A 22,060-nucleotide genomic window follows, 5' to 3' on the forward strand; every position below is an offset into this window, starting at 1 on the left:
ATATCTTTGCAAAGCTTTCTTTGCATAAATGCAAGTGCCCTGTCCGCAGCTCAATCCTCAGGCAGGGTGAAGACCGCGCAAGGGTCGGCGATGCCACGCAAGGTGTGCTCTCCGAGCGGCATCAGTGCCGTCGCCGTATTCGCCGCAACCGCGCCCGAGATCAGCACGCTTCGGCCGAGCGGCTTACACAGCCCTTCCAGCCGGCTGACCAGATTGACGGCGGGGCCGATGGCGGTAAAGTCCAACCGGTCGGCAGCACCAATATTGCCCCACAGGATCTCGCCGAAATGCAATGCTGCGCCGAAGGGCAGCGGCGCCAGCCCCTGCGCCTGGCGCACCTGATCGAGATGGGCCATGCCAGCGCGGCTGGCGGCGACCGCGCGCAGTGCTGCCTCGCAGGCCTCGCAATCCCCTCGAGCGGCGTCGCCCTCGCTCGACGTAGCCGTGACCGGAAAGATCGCCAGCACGCCGTCGCCGATGAACTTCAGCACCTCGCCCCCGAAGGCATGCACGGCGCCGGCGACGCGGTCGAACCAGGCATCCAGTGCGGTGATCATCACGTGAGGCTCGGTCACTTCGGAGAGCGCGGTGAAGTCGCGCAGATCGGCGCAGAGAAGGGCTGCGCGGATGGTCTCGCCGGTGCCGCGGGCAAGGGCGCCGGCCTGCACCCGGGCGGCGCTGCGGCGGCCGAGATAGGCTTCAAGCAGCGCGGCCTTCGCCTCCCGCGCCGCCAAGGCGGCGAGCGGCGCTCCAGCAAAACGCGCGACCTCGCGCAGCAGGCCAGCCTCAGCCGGGCCGAATGCACCGGCCCCCGCCCCATTGGCGATACCCGCCCAGCCGAGCACCGGTCTGTCAGATATCTGATTGTCCTGTACAGGCCCGATCCTATCCTCCCATACCGGTCCCAGCCCGGCCAGCCACTCGCGCCCGGCCTCACTCTGCGGAGCCGCGGCGAAGGCCAACGCCTCGATGACAGCACCGGTCTCGGCCCGCCACAGCCAGGTGCGCCGCGCGATGATCGGATGCGGCACCGAAAGCGTCAGCGCGCCACCGGAAAGCGGCAGGCCATCGGCCAGCAGCCGGCGCCCGAGTTCGGCCAGAAACCGTTCGGGACCAGGCGAGGCGCCGGCCTCGTCAATCAGCCAGGCAAGGGGGGACGGCAGATCCATGGCTTAACATCGCACGCTCACCGGGGCGGCCGCAAGGACATCCCCGGAGTGACCGCTTGCGGTCATCCCCTGGTTCGAAAAAGGACGTCCGCTCCCCTGTCGAAAACCATTCGCCACGGTGGAAAACAAAAAATAAACACTTTAAACTTGCGCGACTTTGATTCCATTATAGGGCCGTTCGTCATCGTGTGATTGAGGGGTACGATGGGCACGATATTCTGGCCGAAAGACCCGCTGGATGGGAATGACATGACGCTGCTGACGTCGATCCTTCGGCGATGGTGCGAAAGGTATCAGGTCGAGCTGACGGCGGAGGAGAGCAGCCGCAAGGCGAAAGAACTCGTCGAATGGTTCGAATTCGGCGTCAAGGATCCCATCGAGCTCGAGGAATTGATCGACGACAAGCACTGGCTCGTCGGCAGGATCTGACCCTCTCGGGCAAATCGGGAGAACGCTGGCTGTCAGCGTCGGCGAAGCTGTTTCATTAGAAAAGGCCGGGCGAAAATCGCTCCGGCCTTCATCCATTACATCTAAGCGAGACCTTTAGTCGTCATCCCGCCAACGCCGGTCGCGATCCCAGCGCCTCTCATGGCGCCAGCGCGGGCCATCATCCCAATCCCGGTGACGCCGCTCCCAGCCCCAGCGGGGCGGACCACCGTAGAAAGCTACCGGCGGCGGGCGTCTCCAGTTTCGCCGGCATTCGCCCCAGCGCGTCAGATGCCAGCCGCGACCGCAGGCGTAGTCGACCTTTGTGACATTGCTCTGGACATTGATTGTCCCCATCGGCGTCGCCTCAGCTGTGCCGATCGAGAGGCCGCCAACGAGCAAGGCGGCCGCGATAGAAAGCGCTTTCATCGAGAACTCCATTTTCAATCCAGCCGTCCCCACTTTATGGCCGCTAAATTGAACTGGAGATGAACTGCGCGTTCATGTTTGGCGCTGGAGCATGATGCCGAAAAGTGTGAGCGGTTTTCGGACGACCTCATGCCCTAACTCTTTAATTTAGAACAGAATTCAGACTTTTGGCAGATCCAGCCTAAAATCATCCTGTTCTGGCAGCGGGCGATGTTGAAGGCGGAAACGCTGGGCTACGTCCTGCCGTAAAAAGGGTCAGGACCTGGATCACGCCCGGCGGCGACTTCGGTCAGCCGCCCGAGGTAATGCGCCCAGCCTTCCGCATGGCCGGCGCATTGATCGGCGCTGGGCAGACCGCTATGGGTGAGCCGCAACAGCGTTCCGCCCCCCTGCTCGATCAGGTCGATCTCGACCAGGCTCGACCCCGGCGGCACCACCTCGCTGCCGTCCCAGCCGAAGCTGTAGGCAAGGCGATGAACCGGCACCACCTCACGAAACGAGCCGCGTGCAAAGCGGGCGCCGGTGACGTTGACGAGATAGAGTCCGCCGGGCTGCGGCTCGACCTGCGCTTCCGTTCCCATCCAGCGCAGGATCTTCTCCGGATCGGTCATCAGCGCAAACACCGCGGCCGGCGGCGCCGCGATATGCGCCTCGCGGTGAACGACGAAAGATTCTGGCATCACTCTCTCCCATGGTTGTCACGGCCCCGCCCAGGCGGAGACAGCGCGTCCTGTCTTGTCGTGGTATTTCTGACCCAGATGTCCTCACAGAGAGCATGTAGGCGCATGCCTCTCCTCCGCAAGAGGGATTGCCGGTCGCCATCGACGAACGAGCGAAATCGCCGCTTGGGGAGCTCTGATCCAGCTCCGGCCGCGAAAGCATTTCGACCTATTGCCAGCCCGCCGCCTTCCCCCTATTGTTCGTGCCGTTCTCAGGGCGGGGTGAAAGTCCCTACCGGCGGTATGCAATTTTGATTGCGAGCCCGCGAGCGCCTTCTCAGGAAGGGTCAGCAGATCAGGTGAGATGCCTGAGCCGACGGTCATAGTCCGGATGAAAGAGAACGTGCGTTCCTGCCGCCCTTACGGCTGTCGGGGACGTTCGTGATCGCCTTGGGTGATGTGTCTGTTTGCCAAAGGAGATTACCGTGACACCCACCCGCTACGCCTTCGTCAAAGCCAGCTGGCACGCCGACATCGTCGACCGCGCCCTTGATGGCTTCTACCAGCTCGTTCCGCCCGAGCAGGTCGACGTGTTCGATGTTCCCGGCGCATTCGAGATGCCGCTGCTTTCCCGCGATCTTGCGGCAACCGGGCGTTACGGCGCCGTCATTGCCGCCGCCTTCGTCGTCGACGGCGGAATCTACCGCCACGAATTTGTCGCCCAGGCCGTCGTCGATGGGCTGATGCGCGCCGGCATGGATACGGGCGTGCCGGTCCTGTCGGTGTCGTTGACGCCGCACCAGTATCAGGAAACCGAGCATCACAAGCAGATCTACCGCGCGCACTTCATCGAGAAAGGCCGTGAAGCGGCAAAGGCAGCTCTGACGATCGGCAAAACCCGCGCCGCTCTTGCCGCGTAGTCAGCGGTTCGACGAACAGAAGACGGCGGGAACAGTCCCGCCGCTTCGATACAACTCCGCTACACGGCCAAATCAGACAGAATAATTGATTCGACGGCCTCACCGCACTGTGGTCCACTGGCCACTGACATGTATCGCCATTCTTAACGCATCCAAAACCCCAAGGAGCTGAAGATGAGCAATGCAATGCGCAGTGAAACCCCCATTGAGACCCCGAGAACACAGCCCGTCGACACCAAGCTCGAGGTGGTCGTCATCCCTGTTTCCGACGTGGATCGTGCCAAACGTTTCTACGACGGCCTGGGCTGGCGGCTCGACGCCGACTTCGCCAATGATGCCGATTTCCGTGTAATTCAGTTTACCCCGCCCGGCTCCGGCTGCGCGATCATCTTCGGCAAGAACGTCACCGCCGCGGCCCCCGGTTCCGCCCAGGGGCTTTACCTGATCGTCTCCGACATCGAGGCCGCCCGCCGCGATCTCATCGCCCGCGGCATCGAGGTGAGCGAAGTGTTCCATGACGCTGCCGGCGTCTATGCCGGCAAGGACGAACCCTATCTGTTCGGCCGACTGCGGATCGCCGGCCGCGATCCCGATCACCGCAGCTATCGCTCCTTCGCCTCATTCAAGGATCCCGACGGCAACGGCTGGCTGTTCCAGGAAGTCACCACGCGGCTACCGGGGCGCATCGACGCCGACGAGACGAAATTCACGACGTCGACCGAGCTTGCGTCAGCACTCCGCCGTGCGGCAACTGCCCATGGTGAACACGAGAAGCGAAACGGCGGCAAGCACGACGAAGGCTGGCCGGACTGGTACGCGGAATACATGGTCAGCGAACAGGCCGGCAAGCAGCTGCCCTTATAGGCAAAGGCGGCAACATCCTCTGAGAAGCAAGGGCATTTCGGTATGGCGCGCGCCATACCGAAATGTTTTATCGTGTCTATGCCTCACCAAATTCACCGATCTCCTTGCCGACGTCAGTTCGAGGATTGCGATCCGCCAGAAGCTGTCATTGAGATGCGGAAGAGATCTGCGACGTTATCCAATCTGAAAATGCGAGCATGGCTGCCGTTGGCGGCCTTGATTGAAGTCGAGTCAGCCAATAGCTGCCCAATGATATGGTCGTGGGAAAAGGTTGTAATATAGCCCCTGATGACAGATGCCTGGAAAACATCGACGGCGGCGCCAGAGCAATTCCCAATCCTTGCATGGCCGCCTCCATCATGGCGAGGGAAGAGTCAAAAACGATCCCTGCGTTGACCTGTGCCGCCGGCGGAACATCAGCTGCCGCGAACCAGGAACTCCACTCGTCGGCCCTATAGCTCCGCAAAAGCGTCGCTTCGGCAAGATCTGCGGGCGAGCTTAAACGGTCTGCCAGTCTGGGGGTGCACAGAGGCGAATGCGGAGCGTCGAACAGACGCAGTGCTTCTGTGCCGTGCCAGGAGCCGCTGCCGAAGCGAATGGCAAAATGCAACCCCTCAGCGGCCATATCGACGCGATTATTGTTTGTCGAAATGCGCACGTCGATGAATGGATGCTGCTGTTGAAAATCCGGAAGCCTTGGCAACAACCAGCCGACAGCAAAGGTTCCAACCACGCCCAAAAACAGCAATTCCCGAACTTGCCCGGCTTCAATCCTGTCCAGCGTAATTGCCATTTGATCGAAGGAATTGGTCAACGTCGGCAAAAGAGCTTCACCTTCCGCGGTGATTTTCAAACCCTTTGGGAGGCGCTGGAAAAGCGCAACGCCCAATCGCTTCTCGAGGCTTTTGACCTGCTGGCTTACGGCGGCCTGGGTAACGCAAAGTTCGATTGCGGCGCGGGTGAAGCTGAGATGTCTCGCCGAAGCTTCGAAAGCTCTCAAGCCATTCAATGGGAGGAATTGCCGAACCATCTTAGCCCTAGATTTTCTTGTATCTCCTCCGAGATATCATAGTTTGCTGCCGCAAAACAGTGCCATTAAATGCCGTCCTCATGCGCCTTTGCGCTGATTGAACCGCGTCTGGAGGATGAAAAAATGAAGCGTGATTGGATAGGAATTCTATCAGCCGCCCTGGTCGCGACATGCATTTCTTCAAGTGGCTTTGCGGCTGACGAGATGAAACTGAAAGCCATCTCGGACAGCGCGATCAAACCGATCATGGATAAATACGGCATCCCAGGCATGGCCGTTGCCATTACCGTTGACGGAGAGGACCACATCTTCAACTACGGCGTCGTGTCGAAGGACACCGACAAGCCCGTCACTGCGGCCACCATGTTCGAACTCGGGTCAATCAGCAAAACGTTTACAGTGACCCTCACATCCTACGCTGAGGTGACCGGCCGACTTTCGCTGTCGGACAAGGCAAGCAAATATCTTCCATCGATGAAGGGAAGCCCCTTCGGCGATGTCGCGCTGATGAATTTGGGCACGCACACGGGTGGCGGATTTCCGCTGCAAATTCCTGATGACGTCAAAACCGAAAAACAACTGATGGACTATTTTGAAGCCTGGCATCCTTCATACGAGGCTGGAACCCATCGAACTTACGCCAATCCAAGCATCGGGATGCTTGGCTATATAACGGCGAAAAGCATGCAGCGGGATTTCGCGGCGCTTATGCAGGACGAATTGTTTCCCTCTCTCGGGTTGAAGAGCACATATATCAATGTGCCGAAATCGCGGGTGGCGGACTATGCCCAAGGCTACAAGCGAAGCGGTGAACCGGCTAGGATGACACCCGCCATTCTTTCGTCCGAAGCCTATGGAGTGAAATCCACAGCAAGCGACATGATCCGGTTCATCGACGCGAACATGGGCCTCGTCGACCTGGACGAAAAGCTCCGGCAGGCGATCACGAATACGCATAGGGAATACTTCGATGTCGGCGCAATGACCCAAGACCTTATTTGGGAGCAGTATTCTTATCCCGTGACGCTGACGACGTTGATGGAAAACAATTCCAGCGCGATGCTGAAAACCATTCCCGTCAAGCAACTGATGCCCGCAATGGAACCACGCGACGATGTATGGATCAATAAGACCGGCTCAACGAATGGTTTTGGCGCCTATGTCGCGTTCATCCCGAAAGAGCGAGTTGGCATCGTCATCTTGGCCAATAAAAACTATCCCAACGAGGATCGCGTCTCTGCCGCTTACCAAATACTGACGGATATAACTTCGGCGCGCTAACCCGGTAGGGCATGATGCCGAAAAGTGTGCGCGGTTTTCGGACGACATCATGCTCTAACTATGTAATTCAGGACAGGATTGAGATTTTAGGCCGACCCGGCCTAAAATCATCCTGTTCTGGCATCAGCGGTCGAAGATGTCCCGCCACTGCTTCTCACCGATCAGGCAGTCAGTGCCCGCCTCAGCGCCAGCGATCTTCTGCACCGTCGCTGGCCGGGAAAGGTCGCTGATCTCCAGCACCAGCTTGCGGCGCACGGCAACGGCGAAATCCTCGATCTTGCGGACCGGCAGCACGAAGGCGCCGGGCCCGCCGATCACGCAATCCGCATAATATTTGTCGAGCCCGTTCGGCGCATCGGAGGGCCGCAGCATGATGGCCAGGCCGTTGATGATCATGCCTGCTTCCACCGCCTTGTCGCGGGCGGGGGTGACGGGATCGCCTGAGTTGTTCGGCCCATCGCCGGAGACATCGATCACCTGCCGCCTGGACTGAAAGGGACTGGAAACGATCATACTGGCGCCCTGAGCGATCGCGGTGGAGATCGATGTGCGCCGTTGCGTGGCAATCGGTCGGGCTTCGAGCTTGTCGGCAAACGCGATCGCATCCTCTTCCGTCTCGATCACCTGCCAGTCGATCACGGAATCCTGGACGACATAGCCTGCCCATTCGAAATAGCTGATGGCAATGCGGCCGGTCAGCCCGCCCTTCACCGCGTCGATGAATTCCTTGTGCTTGAGCGCCTCGACATAGCCCTCGCGCTGGATGCCGATCTCCTCGAAATCCATCGACCGCGAGGTGTCGACGGCGAGCACCAGCGTCACGTCGACCTCGCTCCCCCCCGCCTGCGCGGCCGGGGTAATGCCTGTAAGCCCCATAAGCAACGCAAGTGTCGTCAGCATTGGTAATCCAATCCCTGCGCCATCCAAGCCAGCAAACTCTAACATAGCTTGGCGGACGCAGGACGCTCGCCCACGCCCACGGCTTCAATTTTCGGTGATGGATCGGAAGGCCTTCAATGCAAGGGAAGCCACAAGGGGGTCTTCCATGCCTTCAGCGCATCGAGAAACACCTGCAACCGGGAAGGCAGGAAGCGGCGGGTGGGATAGACGGCGTGCACGAAAATTTCCTCGGACGACCAGTCTGGCAGCAGGCGGATGAGTTCGCCACTTCTGATCTGTTCGTCGCAATAGGTCGAAGGCAGCAGGCCGATGCCGTGTCCGCGATAGGTGAAGGCGCTCACCGCATCGAAATCCCGGCTCGATACCGGCCCCGACACATGCAGGCGAACCGATTTGCGCCCGTTCACGAGATCCCATTCCGCTTCGCCGTTGCGGCCGTTCAACAGAATGCACTGATGGTCCTTCAGGTCTTCGGGCTTCAAGGGAAGCACCCTGCCCTTCAGATACTCGGGCGCAGCGACCAGATAGCGCACGCTCTTCCCGAGCCGCTGCGCGACGATGGTCGAATCCTTGAGTTCGCCGAAACGGATGCCGAGGTCGATGTTCTCCGCGATCAGATCGAGGAACAGGTTGGTGACGAAGAGATCGACCTGGATCTTCGGATATGCCTTCAGGAAGGCCGAGACGAATTCGTAAAAGACCTCCTGTCCGAAGATGACAGGCACGGAGATCTTCAGCAAACCCTCCGGGTTTCTCTGTGCCTCGGTGAGTACCTGCTCGGCGTCGAGGAGATGGGCGAGCGGTTCGCTGCACCTGTTGTAATAGGCCCGGCCCTGGGCGGTCAGGCTCAACTTGCGGGTCGTCCGCTGCAGCAGCGTCACGCCCAGCTGCTCCTCCAGCGACGTCACCTTCCGGCTGACCGTCGATACCGGCATGCCGAGGGAATGGGCAGCACGGCTGAAGCTGCCGTACTGCGCCACCTTCACGAAGACTGCGATATCGTTCAGATCAGCCATCGCGATATTTTTGCATGGATGCAAAAGAGAATCCAGATATTTCCATCTAATCGGGTAATGGAGTTTTCGCCATATTCACCTTGCGAAAACAAGACAACCCGATGGAGGCGCATTCGCAGCAGCCCCATCTCGAGCGACCCGGCCTTCGCAAATGCAAGGCCCGCGTTGCCCGAACCAGTTTATGGAGATCAGCATGACTACGAAAAAAACAGTCATCGTCACGGGCGCCTCGCAGGGTATCGGAGCCGGCCTCGTTAACGCCTTCATCGAGCGCGGCTATAATGTGGTCGCCACCTCGCGCCAGGTCAGCACTTCGAACGCCTTCCAAGCCTCCGACAAGCTGGCGCTCGTCGACGGTGACATTGGCGATGCCGAAACCGCAGCGCTGGTGGCAAGGACCGCAATCGACCGGTTCGGCTCGATCGACGGCCTCGTCAACAATGCCGGCATTTTCCTGGCCAAGCCGTTCGTCGATTTCACCATGGCCGACTTCAAAAAATTGTCCTCGACCAATCTCGAGGGCTTCATCCACCTGACCCAACTGGTCGTCAGGCAAATGCTCACACAGAAAACGGGCGGCAGCGTCGTCAGCATCACCACGCCATTGACCGATCATCCGATCGCCGGTTTCTCCGCTTCGGTGTCAATGATGACAAAGGGCGGTATAAACGCCATCTCCAAGAACCTGGCGATGGAATATGCGAACCAAGGAATTCGCTTCAATATTGTAGCTCCCGGTGTGGTGGACACCCCGCTGCACAAGGATAATCCGAAGGATTTCCTGAAGACGCTGTCGCCGATGGCAGGCATATCAAACGTCGAGGAGATCGCCGACGCAGTCGTCTTCCTCACCGAAGCGCCGCGCGTAACCGGGGAGGTGCTGCACGTCGACGGCGGCGCACATCTGGGCAGATGGTAGACCATGCGAAAGCGCAGGCAGCCGGCGCGGAACGGCGGCTGCAGGAACTCGGCATCACGCTTCCCCCGCCGCCGACACCCTTTGGGGCCTATGTCGAAGCGATAAGGACCGGTAACCTGGTCTTCTTCAGCGGGATGCTGCCGGTCGTCGGCCATGCGCCGCGCTATATCGGCCGCGTCGGCGGTGCTCTGACGGCCGAAGACGGCAAGAAGGCGGCCGAAACGGCAACGCTGAGCGCGCTCGCCGCCGCCAGGGACTATCTCGGTTCACTGGACAGGGTCGTCAGGGTCGTCAAGCTGGGCGTCTATATCGCGACCGAAGGCGAGTTCCGCGACCATCCGAAGGTTGCGGACGGAGCATCCGAAATGCTGCTTGCGGTCTTCGGCGAGGAAAAGCTCTCAGGCCGCGTCGTGCTCGGCGTCGCCAGCCTGCCCCTCGGCCTGCCGATCGAACTTGAACTCATCCTCGAAGTCGAGGATTGAAAGTAGCCGGGCACTTTTCTGCGTGCCCGGCGAAAGCATGCCTCGCCCTTCGAAGCCCTTGCGGGCCACCTCTGGGCGAGGCTCTCTTGAGCCATGTTGCGCTCACACCGCCACCAACAGCAGCACGTAAGCGATCACACTCACCATCAGCCCGCGGAACGCGAAGGTGACGCAACGATATTTGCTGCGGGCGATGGCGGAGAGGATGTTGGCGTTTTCGAGATACTGGTCGAAGAGATAGCGTTCGTCGCGCCGCAGTGCCGCCTCGAAGAACAGGTCGCGGTGGTTCTGCCAGGCGCCCCAAAACAGCGAGGTCGAGCTGTCCAAACGGCGCGGCAACACGACGAGGATCGCCGAAAGGATGGAAAAGACCGAGGCTGCAGCAAGCAGGCCCGAGAACAGCATGCTCCCTGGCGCCCCGCTCGCGTAGCGTGCCGGGCTGAAGACTGCCCTCACCTCGCTCGAACTCACCAGGAAGGCTAGCATGAAAGTAAAGATATAGGCGGCCTTCTGGTCAGATATCTTGACCTGGTCGTAGAATATGTCGTTGATTTTCTTGATATGGTCAAAATACTCGGAACTGATATCACCGCTCGACGGCGCGCTCAGCATAAGATCAGTTGCATTTTCGAAATCGCTCACCTGAATACTCCACCTACAAAGTGTTTCCCTGATATTACACTGCACGGCGAATTCAAGAACACGTGTGCAATGCGCTTGACTTTTCTTTTCTACATGGACAAAGGGGATGTGGGAGTTGGGGTTGGGTCATGCTGGGTCGCTGGAAAAACATCTGTCGCGCCGGGGTGGCGCTTGCGCTCGTCTTGCCAGGCTTTTCGCCGCCGGCGGCGGCCGACCCCGTTCAGCGTGCAACACCGGTTGCCGGATCCGTCATTGCCCGCAAGACCGGCGAGGAGGTCCGCTTCATCGAAGTGTCGAACTGGCGTGTCGTCGACATCAATCAGGATCTCCTGACTGGCGACGTGCTGCGCACCAATGCCAACGGCCAGCTCGCCATCGTCTTTTCCGATCACACCCAGGTCCGTCTCGGCCGCAATTCCTCGCTGCAGGTCAAGAAGATGGCCGCGAGCGGCGACACGACGCTGGAGCTGCAATCGGGAACGATCTGGGCGCGCGCCGAGCGCGGCGGCCAGGGCCTGACGGTGGAAACGCCGGCGGCCGCAGCCGCCATCCGCGGCACCGACTGGACGATGACCGTCGAGGGCGCCAAGACCTCGATGATCGTGCTCGAAGGCCGCGTCGCGCTCACCAACCCGCAGGGCAGCGTCGAGGTGAACGAGGGGGAAGGAGCGGTCGCCACGATCGGCCAGGCGCCGCGCAAGCTCGTCATCGTCACACCCGACGATCGCGAGCAGATGCTGTTCTACCTGAACCTGCGTGACGGCTTCGGCCTGATGCCGACCTCGCCGCTGCCGGCAGGCCGCATGGCCGACGAGCGCCGCCGGCTGCTGGCTTTGCCGCCGGAGCGTCGCACCACCGAGGACTGGCTGGAGCTTGCCGAAGTGCAGAGCGCCTTCGATGGCCGGCAGGTTGCAGCCGCCACGCTTCAGGAAGTTCGGGGCCGTAAGCTGACGACCGCCCAGAAGGCCCGCGTCGACCTGATCGATGCCACGATCGCCGGCTCCGAAAAACGATACGACGAAGCCGCAAGGCTATTTGCGGCAGCACAGCCGCATCTCGACGCCAACCGCCGGAACATGGCGCAATATGGCGGCTATTTCGCCCGTTCGCTTGCCGATCCCGCCCATGTCGAAAAGCCGCCGTCATCAGCTGTCGGCCCCTATGGCGCGATCATGCAGGCCTACACCGCCGGCTTTCTGCAAAACCCGCGCGCCGCTGTCGATGTGATCAGGGACGCCGAGAAGCGTTTTCCCGACGATCCCACCCTGCCCGCGATCCGCGCACAGCTGGCGCAGCTGATCGATGACCGCGCCCAGATGCAGGAGGCGGTGAACCGCGCCCTCTCGCTCGATCCGAACCATCCGATCGCCCTTGCCGCGCGTGCGTCTTACAAGGCGAGCTATGAAAGCGATATCGACGGCGCCCTGGCCGATCTGAACCGCGCCATCGAGCTTGCGCCGGGGGCGTCAGGATCGTTGAACTCGATGGGCCTGCTGCAGAGCGCCCGCGACGCCAATGGCGAGGCCGAGGCGGCCTTCCTGAAGGCGATCGCGCTCGATCCGCAGGACCCGGTTCCCCACGGCAATCTTGCCATTCTCTATCTCGACCAGTCCAGGATGAAGGATGCCAAGCGCGAGATCGATGCGGCGCTCGCGGTCGATCCGTCCTACGACATTGCTCTCCTCGCCCGCGGCCGCTACTACCTGCAGACCGGCGAACGCGACAAGGCGCTGGCGGACCTGCTGGCCGCCAGCACCGCCAATCCGGCCCATTCGCAGTCACAGTTGATGCTCGCCGCCGCCCATTACGAAAAGGGTGACCGCATCCCCTCCGCACAGGCGGTCGACAATGCTGACAGGCTCGACAAGAACGATCCCGTCATCTCCTCCTTCCGCACCGCCGTCGACATCGACGACTACGACGCCGACGGCGCGATCCGCAACGCCCAGGAATTTCTCCGCCGCTCCAGGGCGCGCGGCGGCGACTACAGCGCGCTCGGCGCCAACCAGGATGCCGGCTCGACGCTGAACAACGCCTTCCGCCTGCAGGGCCTGGACGCGTGGGGCCGTTATTATGGCGATGCCGTCTTCAGTCCCTTCGAAGGCAGCGGCTATACCGACCAGTCGATCAAGGGCAGCATCTTCCCCTTCAATAATGCGACCGATTTCGGCGACGACAACATCAGCCAGTATCGCGTCAACACGTCGAGCTTCTCCTCGCTGTTCCAGGGACTGCTGCTCGATCCGCACATGCTGTCGGGCCGTTCGCGCTCGGCAACGCTTCTGCGCACCCCCTTCATCGAAGGTTCACTCGGCGGCGGCATCAACAGCGTCGATGGCCATACTAGGCGCATCGGTGAGGCCGAGATCCAGGGCTTCTCTAACGAGACCATCCCGCTCAGCTTCTACGGCAACCTGAACTGGGAGGAGATCGCCCGCGATGGCGACTATACGGATTTCGGCGGCTTCTCCACCGAGAACAAGATCCTGAGCGGCAACGGTTATCTCACAGCGACGATCACCCCTGATGATCGTGTCGTCGCCTATTTCAACGGCGCCAAACGCGATTTCGACCTCGATACCTTGAGCAGCAATTCCCAGCTGTCGACCATTTTGAACGACGGGCTGTTCGATCCCATCCTCGTCCCCTTTTTCGGCATCCCGCGTGTGCCCGACGAATTGCCGCTTTATCAGACCCGGCGCGACATCATTACGGCGACCAATGCCGGCATCGGTTGGAGCCACACATTTGGCTACGAAAACGTGCTGAATGCAGCGCTGCTCTATTCCGGCACGCGAACGAAGACCACCGACGAACTGGCGTTCGATTGGGAGACTGTGCCGTTCCTTGGCGGTCCCGGCACCGATATCCGCCCTTTCGCGCAGATCAGCCAGGACCAGAGCTCGAAGACCTATGTCGCAGCCCTCAATCACGACATTGGGGCGGGACCGCTGACCTTCCGCTACGGCATCGAGGGCGGCTGGATCGATGCCCACAACAGCAGCTTCCTGCACATCGAGGATATCGTTCCGGGCTTCCTCGACGGCACGACGCTTGGCCCCACGGAGGCCGACAATCGCGTCGATATCGCCCGCGCCTATGTCGACGTGCTGCACGAGATCGCGCCTGATCTGAAGGGCGAATATGCGCTGTTCGGCACGCACATGTCAGGCGACGGCGTCGATGTCAGCCGGCTGGAGCCGCGCTTCGGCCTTGCCTGGTCGCCCGTTCAGAACCACTGGCTGCGCGCCGCCTTCATGCGTCAGAGCGTCGATACCGGCGTTCCCACCCTCGCCCCGATCGGCATCCTCGGCCTGCAGCCGAACCAGTTCTCGGTCGGTATCGAAGGTTATAGCGATACGGTCGCGCTGCAATGGGATGCCGAGTGGACCGATCGTTTTTTCACCTCGGTCGAATACCAGCACCAGGAATTGCATGATTTCTCGATCGACTTTCCGCTGATCTCGCTTCCGGCGGCCGACAGCCTGCCGCTGTCGCGCGGCAGCGTCGACCGCGCCGCCGTGACTGCCAACGTCGCGCTCGGCTATGGTTTCGGCCTTTCCGCCACTTATGCCTACATGGAATCGGAGAACAAGGACCCGCTGGAGCCGAACTACGGCGGCTCGCTGCCGTTCATTCCCCGCAACTCTGGCCAGATCGCGCTGACCTGGGTCAATGAGGCCAAGGTCAAGGCGACTGTGGCGGCCAATTATGTCGGCGAGCGCGATGGTGACGACCTCGGCACGAAACTCGACGACTATTGGAGTCTCGATGCCCACCTGATCTGGGAACCCCTGGACAAACGCATCGCGCTGGAAGCGGCCGCCTATAACCTGCTCGATGAGGATTTCGAGCTCACGCCCGGCGTGCCCGGCTGGGGCCGCGCCTTCAAGGGCACGCTCAAAGTCCGCTTCTGATGCCGGTGCGAGGCAAGCCTCGGCCGGCCGGCGGGCAAGCTGAAAGCCGTCATCTCAGGCTGCTGGTGCTGGCGCTCGCCACCCTCGTCACCATCTCGCTGCTGTCGCGCCTGCCGGCATGGTCGTTGCTGGAACTCAGAAGCTTCGACTATCTCTCGACCGTCGACGATCCACGCCCACCGCAAGGCGGGCCTGTCATCGTCGCGATCGACGAACCTTCGCTTGCCGATATCAATGCGCAATGGCCCTGGCCGCGCAGCCTGCATGCCGAACTCATCAGGCAGTTACGCGCGGCCGGCGCCCGTGTCATCGGCCTCGACATCATCATGGCCGAACCCTCGAACCCCGACAACGACGATGCGATCACCAAGGCCGTCGGCCCCGATGTCGTGCTCGCCGGCGACGAAACACTAATCGAGACGCCACAGGCTTCGCAGCTGATCCGCGCGACGCCGCTGCCGCAACTGACCGAAGCGGGTGCTGTGACCGGCATTGCCTCGATCGATCTCAGCGGCGACGGCACGTTCCGGCGTATTCCCGGCTATAAGGACGGCTTCGCCGCTATGCTGGCAAAGGCGTCCGGAGGTCCGGCCGAGGTGTTGTCGGCCGGCCGACTCATCCAATCCTTCGGCCCGGCCCGCAGCTATCCCACCGTCTCCTACTACCAGGCGCTAGACCCTGAGAACCTGCTGCCACCGGATTATTTCAAGGGCCGCGTGGTGCTGGTCGGCCTCAGCCTGCAGAATGCGCCTGCCATCGACAAGGGTGGCGTCGATGCCTTTGCCACGCCCTATACCGTTCACACCGGCAAGCTGGTCTCCGGTGTCGAGATCCAGGCGACGATCTACGACAATATCCGTCGTGGCCTGTCGACCGCGGAAGCCCGCCTGCCGCTGGTCGCCGCCTGCATCCTGATCACCGTGCTGCTTGCCGCCGCCACCGTCTGGCGCTCGACGGGATGGTTGACGATCGTCGCCAGCGCCGCGGCAGTGCTTGCCTTCGCAGCGGCGAGTTTTGCGGGTATCCGCTTTGCCCATGTCTTCGTCTCGCCACTCGGGCCAGTCGTTGCCTATGTCTCGGTCGCCTTCGGCCAGGCCGCCTTCGATTATGCCGAGGAGCGCCGCAACAAGCGGCAGATCATCCGCGCCTTCGCCCAATATATCTCGCCCGATCTGGTCCGGCGCCTGTCGAACGATCCCTCGCAGTTGAAGCTTGGCGGCGAGCGGCGCACGCTCTCCGTGCTGTTTTCGGATGTGCGTGGGTTCACAACCATCGCCGAGACGCTGAAGGACGATCCGGAGCAACTGACCGGCCTGATCAACCGGCTGCTGACGCCGCTTTCCGACGTCGTGATGGATCATGGCGGCACGATCGACAAATATATGGGCGACTGCATCATGGCCTTCTGGAACGCCCCGCTCGACGATCCCGACCATGCGCTCCACGCGGTCACCGCCTCGCTCGCCATGCAGGCGGCGATATCGAGCCTGAACCGTGAGCTGGAACGGGAGGCCGCGGCGCGCGGCGGCAAGCCGCACGTGCTGAAGATGGGAGTCGGCATCAACACCGGCGAATGCATCGTCGGCAACATGGGCTCGACCCGCCGCTTCGACTATTCCTGCCTCGGCGACAGCGTCAACCTCGCCTCCCGCCTCGAAGGCGCCTCGAAGAATTATGGCGTAGCACTGCTGCTCGGCGAGGAGACCGCAAGGCTGGTCGCCGGCACCCACACCGTCGTCGAGCTCGATCGCATCATCGTCAAAGGCCGCACTGTCCCCTCGCCCGTCTATACCGTCGTGCACAAGGCCGAGGCCGAAGCCCTTGCCGCCCATCGGGCCTTCACGCAAGCGAAATACGCCGGCACCCTTGCGCCATCCGACTCCGCCTTCGACAGGCTGGCCGCCGATATCCCCGAGCTTGCCCCCTATTACGCGATCGTCCGCGATGCGCTGGCTGAATCCGGCGAGGAATGACCGGCGGCGACGTCTCGTCACGCCTGATAATTGCGCACGGATGTTCGTTCATAAGCCGCTCGTTTTGCCAAAGGCGTACATGTTGGTTGGCGCGCCATGCAGCATCACCTCCCGCTCGAAGTTGAAGCCACACTTCTCAAGAATACGTCTTGAAGCGGCATTGGCGGTACGAACCAATCCGATCACCCGCTCCCCATGCAGATCATCAAAGGCAAACACCAGGGCTTCCCTGACCAATTCCGTGGCATATCCCTGCCCCCAGCTTTCGGGTTGCAGATGATAGGAAAGATTGAGGCCGTCGAATTCCTTGGAAAGGGTTACGCCGCCGAAACCGATCAGCGCACCGTTCGCCTCGACGGCCCAGCGCCCAAACCCGTGATCTTTCCAATGCCCGATGTCGCGCGCAAGCCGCGCTGCACTTTCCTCGCGCGAGTCCGGCCGTGGTACCGGTCGGTGCGCGACCAATTCCGGCTGCGAAAAAAGTCGGGTCAGGAAATCGATATCCCCTTCCACGGGAATTCTGAGACGCAATCTGGCGGTACGCCTTACCGCCGACGGCAAGGCACCCTTGAATTCATACTCAAGCATCTTCCATCCAATTTTCAAAACGCGGCAATGTGACCGATACCAAACTATTCCAGGCGGCGCGCTTCCAGCGGCGCGTTCTGCCTGAATCCCTCGAAATAGCGGCCACCATGCACGGCAAGCTCTCGGTCGGCCAAAGCCAGGAATCGAGCGCCGTCACCCGCTGCCGCCAGCCCGAATGCCATGTCGAATTCGGCCGCCAATTGCGCGTCGAGCTCTCTCATCAGACGCGGCGCCCACTTTCCCCGGCCAGCCCACGCGCCACGCCCGAGGAGGATCAGGTCGGCGAGCTTCTGATAGAGCAGCGCGGCGATGGCGGCGATCTCTTCGGGCGGGCGCGTTCCGCGCAGGTCGTCGGCCAGATCGGTGACCTGATAGCGCAGCAAGTCGTAATCTACCCCGGCAAGAGGTTTCGGCCCCGCCGCAAGCATCCTTGCCGCCTTTGCCTGGATGACGCGCGCGCTGTCGATATCCGATCCCATTATACAGCCCGTCGCGACCATGTTGGCCATGATCGGATAGCCGCTGTCGGCATCCTGATGGAGATAATGCGCCAGCGTCTGCGGATCATGGACGAAGGCCTCGACCGGGAAACCGTCCTCAGTGAACGATTCCCGCCAGGCTCTTTCGAGAGACGGGAACACGACGACCAGATCGATATCCGAAAAGGCGGTCCCTTCGCCGCGCATGAGGGAGCCGGCTACATAAGTGAAAGCAGCCCCGGCAAAGCGGCTGGCGACACAGTTGCGGGCAGCGGCCAGCGCCCGCTCCGCAAGAATATGCTTCTGGATATCGTCCACGATCTCGTCCTCGAATGCGGACACGGGCGGGAACAAAAAACCCGCTCGTCTCCGGCGGGTTGGTCTTAGCAGCGATGAACGGAATTCAGTTCACGCGTCTACCACCCACCGCGGCGCGGTGGTCGTAGACGTCGTCGAAATTGCAAAAATCCTGCTCATGGCTAAGGTTAACCCGCCACCGTGAGAGCGTCAATGCACCGAAGCCGGACGCCAAGGACGGCTTTCCCGGCGCGATGTTTTCCGTCTAAGATGGCGCAAGACTCGTAAACAGGAAGAACCCGCCAATGTCCGATCCCGTCACCGTTATCCCGCTTCCGCAACCGGTGCTGCTGCCGGTCGAGGGCAGCGCCGAGCGTTTTCCGGTGCGCCGCGTCTATTGCGTTGGGCGTAACTATGCCGACCATGCGCTCGAGATGGGCCATGATCCCAGCCGCGAGCCGCCCTTCTTCTTCCAGAAGAATGCCGACAACCTGCTGCCGGCGGGCAAGGCCTTTCCCTATCCGCCGCTGTCGAACGACGTGCATTACGAGGTCGAGTGCGTGCTGGCGCTGAAATCGGGTGGCGCGAACATCGAGGCCGCCGACGCGCTCGACTGCATCTACGGCTATGCCGTCGGCATCGATTTCACCCGCCGCGACCTACAGGGCGAGGCAAAGAAGCTCGGCCGTCCCTGGGAAGTCGGCAAGGCCTTCGAACATTCCGCCCCCGTCTCGTCGATCATTCCGGCAAGCCGCCTCGGCCACCCCGCTGAAGGCAAGATCTGGCTGGAACAGAACGGCAAGCGCGTGCAGGACGGCGATCTCAACCAGATGATCTGGAAGGTGCCGGAGATCATCGCAGAACTGTCGAAGCTCTTCACCCTCGCACCAGGCGATATCATCATGACCGGTACGCCCGCCGGCGTCGGCGCGGTGGCCAGGGGCGATCGCATCAACTGCGGCATCGACGGCGTCGCCACCCTATCGGTCGAGGTCGTCTGAGGAGAAAGGGATGCCCGTCTACGCACTTGGCGGATCGACGCCGAAACTGCCCGCCGCCGGCCTCTATTGGATCGCACCGGACGCCAATATCATCGGCCAGATCGAGCTCGGCGAGAATGTCGGTATCTGGTTCGGCGCCGTGCTGCGCGGTGACAACGAGCCGATTACCGTCGGCGAAGGCACCAACATCCAGGAAGGCGTGATGGCCCATACCGACATGGGCTTCCCGCTGACGATAGGCAAAGACTGCACCATCGGCCATCACGCCATCCTCCACGGCTGCACCATCGGCGACAACACGCTGATCGGCATGGGTGCGACCATCCTGAACGGTGCGAAGATCGGCAACAACTGCCTTGTCGGCGCCAATGCGCTGGTGACCGAAGGCAAGGAATTCCCCGACAATTCCCTGATCGTCGGAACACCTGCCCGCGCGGTGCGCGTGCTCGACGAGGCGGCAATCGAAGCCATCCGCCGCTCGGCAAAAAACTACGTCGCAAACTGGCAACGCTTCGCGCGCGATCTCAGGCAGATCGGTTGATAGGATAACGCGAGGCTGGTGGTCAGGCGCCCTTTGCGCCCGCCAAGGCGTTCACCACACGCCCGGAATCCAGCGCCAACGCACACGCGCCATATAGTCCGCATAGCCTTCGAGGCCCTTGCGCAGTTCGGCTTCCTCGCCGAGCGTACGGCCGAAGAGGACGATAACGAGCAGGCCGGCGGGGATCAGCGCGTAGAGCGATCCAAGCGACAGTGCCATGCCGATGCTGAGCACGATAGCGGTTGCGTATCCGGGATGGCGGATGGCGGCGTAGGGTCCGGTGTCGATTACCTTGTGGTTGCGGTCGGTCTGGATGCGCACCGTCGGCTCGAAATGCCGGTTGACGGATTGCGCCCAGGTTAGGCCGAGATAACCTGATGTCATCAGGAGATAGCCGATGAGGACGATCCAACCGGGCTGCGGCGCCCAATGGAAACGCCCATCGTCGAACGCGCCGACCGGAAGAATGGCGGCAAAGAGAATGATTGTCAGCGTCGCCACCACCGCGTCCCAGGGCCTGGTGCCTTTCTGATATCGGCTGCGCGCCGCGATCGCGACACATGTCAGTGCAAGGAAGAGGCCCAGAAAGATCCAGCCACGCGGCCAGTCGAGCGTACCGGCCGGCCAGAATAGCGCGGCAAACATCACGGCAATGGTGATGGCGAGCGAGCCGAGCGATGGCGCCGTCGCTGCGAACGAGTGATTGGGCCGAGTGTCTTGCTCTGTCATGACCGCTCTCCGTTCAACCGGGAACGAGCTGTTTGCATCCCAACGGCTGCCGCCCGAGTCTAACACTACCGCACCGGATTGAGGAGACGGAACGCTCCCTAATGGCAGCGTAGCGACGAAAGCTGCCTTGATCGCAGCGACGCCTTTGCATCCAGGATTCGAGATGTTGGAGAAATTCTGCCGTTGCCGCAATAACGGCTCAGGGCGGATTCGGTAAAGAGCCGCCTACTCGGCAGCTTCCAGAAACTGGCTGTTTCGTGATGAAGAGGCAAGAGCCTGAACTCTGGCTTCGGCCTTGGCGATCAGCTGATAAAATTCGTCCTGCGCTTCGACATCCAGTTGAATAACGGCATTGACGTCGTCGGGCGTATCGCAAACGCAGGCGACCGCCGAAATGGGACAGATGCCGCCGGGATAACGCTTGCCGGTGCCCGTGTAGGCGCGGCGGCCCCAACGCTCGGAATAGACCGTCTCTTCCCGCTCGAGCTGCAGGATCGTTCCCTTGCAGGCGGTCACGATAGCCGCCTTGCCGTAAGCGAACCAATGATAGTTCAGCCTCCGGAGAATATATTTGCCGGTGATATCCTCGCCAGCCAGTTCGGCAGGGTTTTCAATCATTCTAATCATGACGGCTTCCTCAACGTTTAAACAATATCCGTCATGTTTTCGCGCGCAGCAAGTCAAAAAACGCTGCTTTTGGAGACACTTAGTCACAAAGTGTTTCCGATTCTTACATTAACCACGCGCCGAGCATCCCCTTGTGCACACAATTCTTCGTCGAATTTCCCGCGACCTGCTACCGATTTCGTCATTGTCCGAGGTGGCAGTCACGTCAATGTCCCCTTGTGTTTTTCGGCGCGGGCTCGATATGTCTCCCTGATTGGTCCCAAGACCGCGCCGTTTTTCATCCCACGAAACAGCCGGCTGTTTCGCCAGTTGGTCACCGCAGGAGAGTTTCATGGTCGACGCGATCAACCCCATCTCCGCCACCGCCCCGTCCGAACCCACCAAGGTCGGTACCAGCACCTCGATCGGCTCCGAACCCGACAATGCCTGGGTCGCTGCCCGCCAGTCGCAGATCACCGCCGATCAACTGGCAGCGAAGAGGGCCGTGGAGAAGGAAGCCGCAAGCGATCTCATCCCGCACGCGGATCTGATCGTCGAAAACGAGGCGCATCCGCAAAAGCGGCACGGGCATGCGGCATTGGAAGAAGAGGAAGAGGCTGGCGAACAGGCGGAAGAGCCGGTCTTGTCAGGCGAAAGCGACCGGATCGGCACTCGCAATTTCGACGACGACACGCCCTTCGGTGAACGCGTCGCCATCATCTGATCAAAACGCAGACCGGAAATCGTCCGCGCGATCAATTCGAGCCCGCGAGCTGGGACTCGATCGCCGCCTTGTCGATGACCGACCAGACCTCGACGATCTTTCCGTCACGAAATTCGTAGATCACGTTCTCGCTGAAGGCAACGCGCCTGCCGTTCACATCGAGGCCGAGGAATTTTGCCTTCGGCCTGCAATCGAAGCCGAGCCGGCAGGCTATGTATGGCGGATCGCCAAGGAGCATCAGCACCTTGAAATAAAGATCGGGAATCTCATCGAAGTCTCGCTCGAGCATAGCGACGTAACCCGACAGCCCGAGCCGCCGGCCATTATGAACCGCATCGTCGCCGACGAACTGCCCGAGATTGGTCCAGTCCTGACTGTTCAGGCAGGCGATGTAGCCGCGGTATATCTCCGCGAGTTCGGTTTTCGTCACCCGATCGTCCCTGGCTTGCGCTCTGCGGCAAAGATAGC

The 22,060-nt window shown here is 61.2% G+C and carries 23 protein-coding genes and 1 riboswitch; of the genes, 11 read left to right on the forward strand and 12 right to left on the reverse strand.

The features are described from left to right. Nucleotides 1-50: 50 nt before the first annotated feature. Complete coding sequence (locus ACD590_RS13385) at nt 51-1,169, reverse strand: adenylate/guanylate cyclase domain-containing protein (RefSeq protein ID WP_113544287.1); 1,119 nt, start codon at nt 1,167-1,169, stop codon at nt 51-53. Nucleotides 1,170-1,373: 204 nt separating this feature from the next. Here ACD590_RS13385 and ACD590_RS13390 point away from each other — a divergent pair, with 204 nt between their 5' ends. Beyond that, complete coding sequence (locus tag ACD590_RS13390; protein WP_018446333.1) at nt 1,374-1,598, forward strand: hypothetical protein; 225 nt, start codon at nt 1,374-1,376, stop codon at nt 1,596-1,598. A 114-nt stretch (nt 1,599-1,712) separates the two neighbouring features. Here ACD590_RS13390 and ACD590_RS13395 read toward each other — a convergent pair whose 3' ends face one another. Next, a complete protein-coding gene (locus ACD590_RS13395) occupies nt 1,713-2,024 on the reverse strand; it encodes a GCG_CRPN prefix-to-repeats domain-containing protein (RefSeq protein WP_028732772.1) in 312 nt (103 codons plus the stop codon). A 233-nt stretch (nt 2,025-2,257) separates the two neighbouring features. After that, nucleotides 2,258-2,704 (reverse strand): SRPBCC family protein, encoded by a 447-nt coding sequence (locus tag ACD590_RS13400; protein ID WP_018242718.1) that lies wholly within the window; start codon nt 2,702-2,704, stop codon nt 2,258-2,260. A gap of 243 nt (nt 2,705-2,947) precedes the next feature. Further along, nucleotides 2,948-3,090: riboswitch (FMN riboswitch) on the forward strand. 78 nt (nt 3,091-3,168) lie between these two features. On the opposite strand from ACD590_RS13400, the gene ACD590_RS13405 reads away from it, so the two are divergent. Both ACD590_RS13405 and ACD590_RS13410 read left to right on the forward strand, forming a co-directional pair. Next, nucleotides 3,169-3,603, forward strand: a complete 435-nt coding sequence (locus ACD590_RS13405) for a 6,7-dimethyl-8-ribityllumazine synthase (protein ID WP_047610695.1) — start codon at nt 3,169-3,171, stop codon at nt 3,601-3,603. A 174-nt stretch (nt 3,604-3,777) separates the two neighbouring features. Continuing rightward, nucleotides 3,778-4,467 (forward strand): VOC family protein, encoded by a 690-nt coding sequence (locus tag ACD590_RS13410; protein ID WP_028732774.1) that lies wholly within the window; start codon nt 3,778-3,780, stop codon nt 4,465-4,467. 145 nt (nt 4,468-4,612) lie between these two features. On the opposite strand, the gene ACD590_RS13415 is transcribed toward ACD590_RS13410, so the two are convergent. Next, complete coding sequence (locus ACD590_RS13415) at nt 4,613-5,497, reverse strand: LysR family transcriptional regulator (RefSeq protein WP_439002752.1); 885 nt, start codon at nt 5,495-5,497, stop codon at nt 4,613-4,615. A 123-nt stretch (nt 5,498-5,620) separates the two neighbouring features. Here ACD590_RS13415 and ampC point away from each other — a divergent pair, with 123 nt between their 5' ends. Continuing rightward, entirely contained in the window at nt 5,621-6,778 is a 1,158-nt protein-coding gene (ampC, locus tag ACD590_RS13420) for a class C beta-lactamase (protein ID WP_439002753.1), read from the forward strand. Between the two features lie 123 nt (nt 6,779-6,901). On the opposite strand, the gene ACD590_RS13425 is transcribed toward ampC, so the two are convergent. Together ACD590_RS13425 and ACD590_RS13430 are read right to left on the reverse strand one after the other, a co-directional pair. Next, the gene (locus ACD590_RS13425; protein ID WP_439002754.1) at nt 6,902-7,678 is read right to left on the reverse strand and encodes a DUF1194 domain-containing protein; all 777 of its coding nucleotides are present in this window, start codon (nt 7,676-7,678) and stop codon (nt 6,902-6,904) included. Nucleotides 7,679-7,791: 113 nt separating this feature from the next. Continuing rightward, on the reverse strand, nt 7,792-8,694 hold the full coding sequence (locus ACD590_RS13430) for a LysR substrate-binding domain-containing protein (RefSeq protein ID WP_439002755.1): 903 nt from the start codon (nt 8,692-8,694) through the stop codon (nt 7,792-7,794). Between the two features lie 193 nt (nt 8,695-8,887). On the opposite strand from ACD590_RS13430, the gene ACD590_RS13435 reads away from it, so the two are divergent. Both ACD590_RS13435 and ACD590_RS13440 read left to right on the forward strand, forming a co-directional pair. Beyond that, on the forward strand, nt 8,888-9,613 hold the full coding sequence (locus ACD590_RS13435) for an SDR family NAD(P)-dependent oxidoreductase (protein WP_439002756.1): 726 nt from the start codon (nt 8,888-8,890) through the stop codon (nt 9,611-9,613). Beyond that, on the forward strand, nt 9,607-10,095 hold the full coding sequence (locus tag ACD590_RS13440) for a RidA family protein (RefSeq protein ID WP_439002757.1): 489 nt from the start codon (nt 9,607-9,609) through the stop codon (nt 10,093-10,095). Before ACD590_RS13435 ends, ACD590_RS13440 begins: the two co-directional genes overlap by 7 nt. A gap of 102 nt (nt 10,096-10,197) precedes the next feature. On the opposite strand, the gene ACD590_RS13445 is transcribed toward ACD590_RS13440, so the two are convergent. Continuing rightward, the gene (locus ACD590_RS13445) at nt 10,198-10,737 is read right to left on the reverse strand and encodes a Pycsar system effector family protein (RefSeq protein WP_018242727.1); all 540 of its coding nucleotides are present in this window, start codon (nt 10,735-10,737) and stop codon (nt 10,198-10,200) included. 128 nt (nt 10,738-10,865) lie between these two features. Between ACD590_RS13445 and ACD590_RS13450 the strand changes: the two genes are divergently transcribed. Further along, nucleotides 10,866-14,654: a FecR domain-containing protein gene (locus tag ACD590_RS13450; protein ID WP_439002758.1), complete on the forward strand. Its 3,789-nt coding sequence runs from the start codon at nt 10,866-10,868 to the stop codon at nt 14,652-14,654. Beyond that, nucleotides 14,654-16,627, forward strand: a complete 1,974-nt coding sequence (locus tag ACD590_RS13455; protein WP_439002759.1) for a CHASE2 domain-containing protein — start codon at nt 14,654-14,656, stop codon at nt 16,625-16,627. Before ACD590_RS13450 ends, ACD590_RS13455 begins: the two co-directional genes overlap by 1 nt. Nucleotides 16,628-16,675: 48 nt before the next feature. Here ACD590_RS13455 and ACD590_RS13460 read toward each other — a convergent pair whose 3' ends face one another. Continuing rightward, on the reverse strand, nt 16,676-17,215 hold the full coding sequence (locus tag ACD590_RS13460) for a GNAT family N-acetyltransferase (protein ID WP_018242730.1): 540 nt from the start codon (nt 17,213-17,215) through the stop codon (nt 16,676-16,678). Nucleotides 17,216-17,259: 44 nt separating this feature from the next. Continuing rightward, nucleotides 17,260-18,012, reverse strand: a complete 753-nt coding sequence (locus ACD590_RS13465; RefSeq protein ID WP_026230657.1) for a nucleotidyltransferase domain-containing protein — start codon at nt 18,010-18,012, stop codon at nt 17,260-17,262. Between the two features lie 284 nt (nt 18,013-18,296). Between ACD590_RS13465 and ACD590_RS13470 the strand changes: the two genes are divergently transcribed. Both ACD590_RS13470 and ACD590_RS13475 read left to right on the forward strand, forming a co-directional pair. Further along, the gene (locus ACD590_RS13470; RefSeq protein WP_018242732.1) at nt 18,297-18,992 is read left to right on the forward strand and encodes a fumarylacetoacetate hydrolase family protein; all 696 of its coding nucleotides are present in this window, start codon (nt 18,297-18,299) and stop codon (nt 18,990-18,992) included. 10 nt (nt 18,993-19,002) lie between these two features. Next, nucleotides 19,003-19,533, forward strand: coding sequence for a gamma carbonic anhydrase family protein (locus tag ACD590_RS13475; RefSeq protein ID WP_018242733.1), 531 nt, complete (start codon nt 19,003-19,005; stop codon nt 19,531-19,533). A 51-nt stretch (nt 19,534-19,584) separates the two neighbouring features. Here the strand turns inward: ACD590_RS13475 and ACD590_RS13480 are convergent, their stop codons facing one another. Continuing rightward, a complete protein-coding gene (locus ACD590_RS13480; RefSeq protein ID WP_439002760.1) occupies nt 19,585-20,262 on the reverse strand; it encodes a methyltransferase family protein in 678 nt (225 codons plus the stop codon). A gap of 225 nt (nt 20,263-20,487) precedes the next feature. After that, nucleotides 20,488-20,889: a hypothetical protein gene (locus ACD590_RS13485; RefSeq protein ID WP_032980478.1), complete on the reverse strand. Its 402-nt coding sequence runs from the start codon at nt 20,887-20,889 to the stop codon at nt 20,488-20,490. 331 nt (nt 20,890-21,220) lie between these two features. Here ACD590_RS13485 and ACD590_RS13490 point away from each other — a divergent pair, with 331 nt between their 5' ends. After that, nucleotides 21,221-21,592, forward strand: coding sequence for a hypothetical protein (locus ACD590_RS13490; protein WP_439002761.1), 372 nt, complete (start codon nt 21,221-21,223; stop codon nt 21,590-21,592). A gap of 31 nt (nt 21,593-21,623) precedes the next feature. Here ACD590_RS13490 and ACD590_RS13495 read toward each other — a convergent pair whose 3' ends face one another. Further along, entirely contained in the window at nt 21,624-22,022 is a 399-nt protein-coding gene (locus ACD590_RS13495) for an ester cyclase (RefSeq protein WP_018242737.1), read from the reverse strand. Nucleotides 22,023-22,060: the final 38 nt, after the last annotated feature.

The sequence above is a fragment of the Rhizobium sp. 862_C5_N1_2 genome (genome assembly GCF_051811205.1).
GTDB lineage: Bacteria > Pseudomonadota > Alphaproteobacteria > Rhizobiales > Rhizobiaceae > Rhizobium > Rhizobium leguminosarum.

Excerpts from the sequence above, each read along its gene's own strand:
- ACD590_RS13415 (WP_439002752.1), bottom strand. The coding sequence starts at position 5,497 with ATGGTTCGGCAATTCCTCCCATTGAATGGCTTGAGAGCTTTCGAAGCT.
- ACD590_RS13410 (WP_028732774.1), top strand. The coding sequence starts at position 3,778 with ATGAGCAATGCAATGCGCAGTGAAACCCCCATTGAGACCCCGAGAACA.
- ACD590_RS13385 (WP_113544287.1), bottom strand. The coding sequence starts at position 1,169 with ATGGATCTGCCGTCCCCCCTTGCCTGGCTGATTGACGAGGCCGGCGCC.
- ACD590_RS13480 (WP_439002760.1), bottom strand. The coding sequence starts at position 20,262 with ATGACAGAGCAAGACACTCGGCCCAATCACTCGTTCGCAGCGACGGCG.
- ACD590_RS13435 (WP_439002756.1), top strand. The coding sequence starts at position 8,888 with ATGACTACGAAAAAAACAGTCATCGTCACGGGCGCCTCGCAGGGTATC.
- ACD590_RS13425 (WP_439002754.1), bottom strand. The coding sequence starts at position 7,678 with ATGCTGACGACACTTGCGTTGCTTATGGGGCTTACAGGCATTACCCCG.
- ACD590_RS13450 (WP_439002758.1), top strand. The coding sequence starts at position 10,866 with ATGCTGGGTCGCTGGAAAAACATCTGTCGCGCCGGGGTGGCGCTTGCG.
- ACD590_RS13470 (WP_018242732.1), top strand. The coding sequence starts at position 18,297 with ATGTCCGATCCCGTCACCGTTATCCCGCTTCCGCAACCGGTGCTGCTG.
- ACD590_RS13460 (WP_018242730.1), bottom strand. The coding sequence starts at position 17,215 with ATGCTTGAGTATGAATTCAAGGGTGCCTTGCCGTCGGCGGTAAGGCGT.
- ACD590_RS13430 (WP_439002755.1), bottom strand. The coding sequence starts at position 8,694 with ATGGCTGATCTGAACGATATCGCAGTCTTCGTGAAGGTGGCGCAGTAC.
- ACD590_RS13490 (WP_439002761.1), top strand. The coding sequence starts at position 21,221 with ATGGTCGACGCGATCAACCCCATCTCCGCCACCGCCCCGTCCGAACCC.
- ACD590_RS13440 (WP_439002757.1), top strand. The coding sequence starts at position 9,607 with ATGGTAGACCATGCGAAAGCGCAGGCAGCCGGCGCGGAACGGCGGCTG.
- ampC (WP_439002753.1), top strand. The coding sequence starts at position 5,621 with ATGAAGCGTGATTGGATAGGAATTCTATCAGCCGCCCTGGTCGCGACA.
- ACD590_RS13485 (WP_032980478.1), bottom strand. The coding sequence starts at position 20,889 with ATGATTAGAATGATTGAAAACCCTGCCGAACTGGCTGGCGAGGATATC.
- ACD590_RS13395 (WP_028732772.1), bottom strand. The coding sequence starts at position 2,024 with ATGAAAGCGCTTTCTATCGCGGCCGCCTTGCTCGTTGGCGGCCTCTCG.
- ACD590_RS13400 (WP_018242718.1), bottom strand. The coding sequence starts at position 2,704 with ATGCCAGAATCTTTCGTCGTTCACCGCGAGGCGCATATCGCGGCGCCG.
- ACD590_RS13390 (WP_018446333.1), top strand. The coding sequence starts at position 1,374 with ATGGGCACGATATTCTGGCCGAAAGACCCGCTGGATGGGAATGACATG.
- ACD590_RS13475 (WP_018242733.1), top strand. The coding sequence starts at position 19,003 with ATGCCCGTCTACGCACTTGGCGGATCGACGCCGAAACTGCCCGCCGCC.
- ACD590_RS13455 (WP_439002759.1), top strand. The coding sequence starts at position 14,654 with ATGCCGGTGCGAGGCAAGCCTCGGCCGGCCGGCGGGCAAGCTGAAAGC.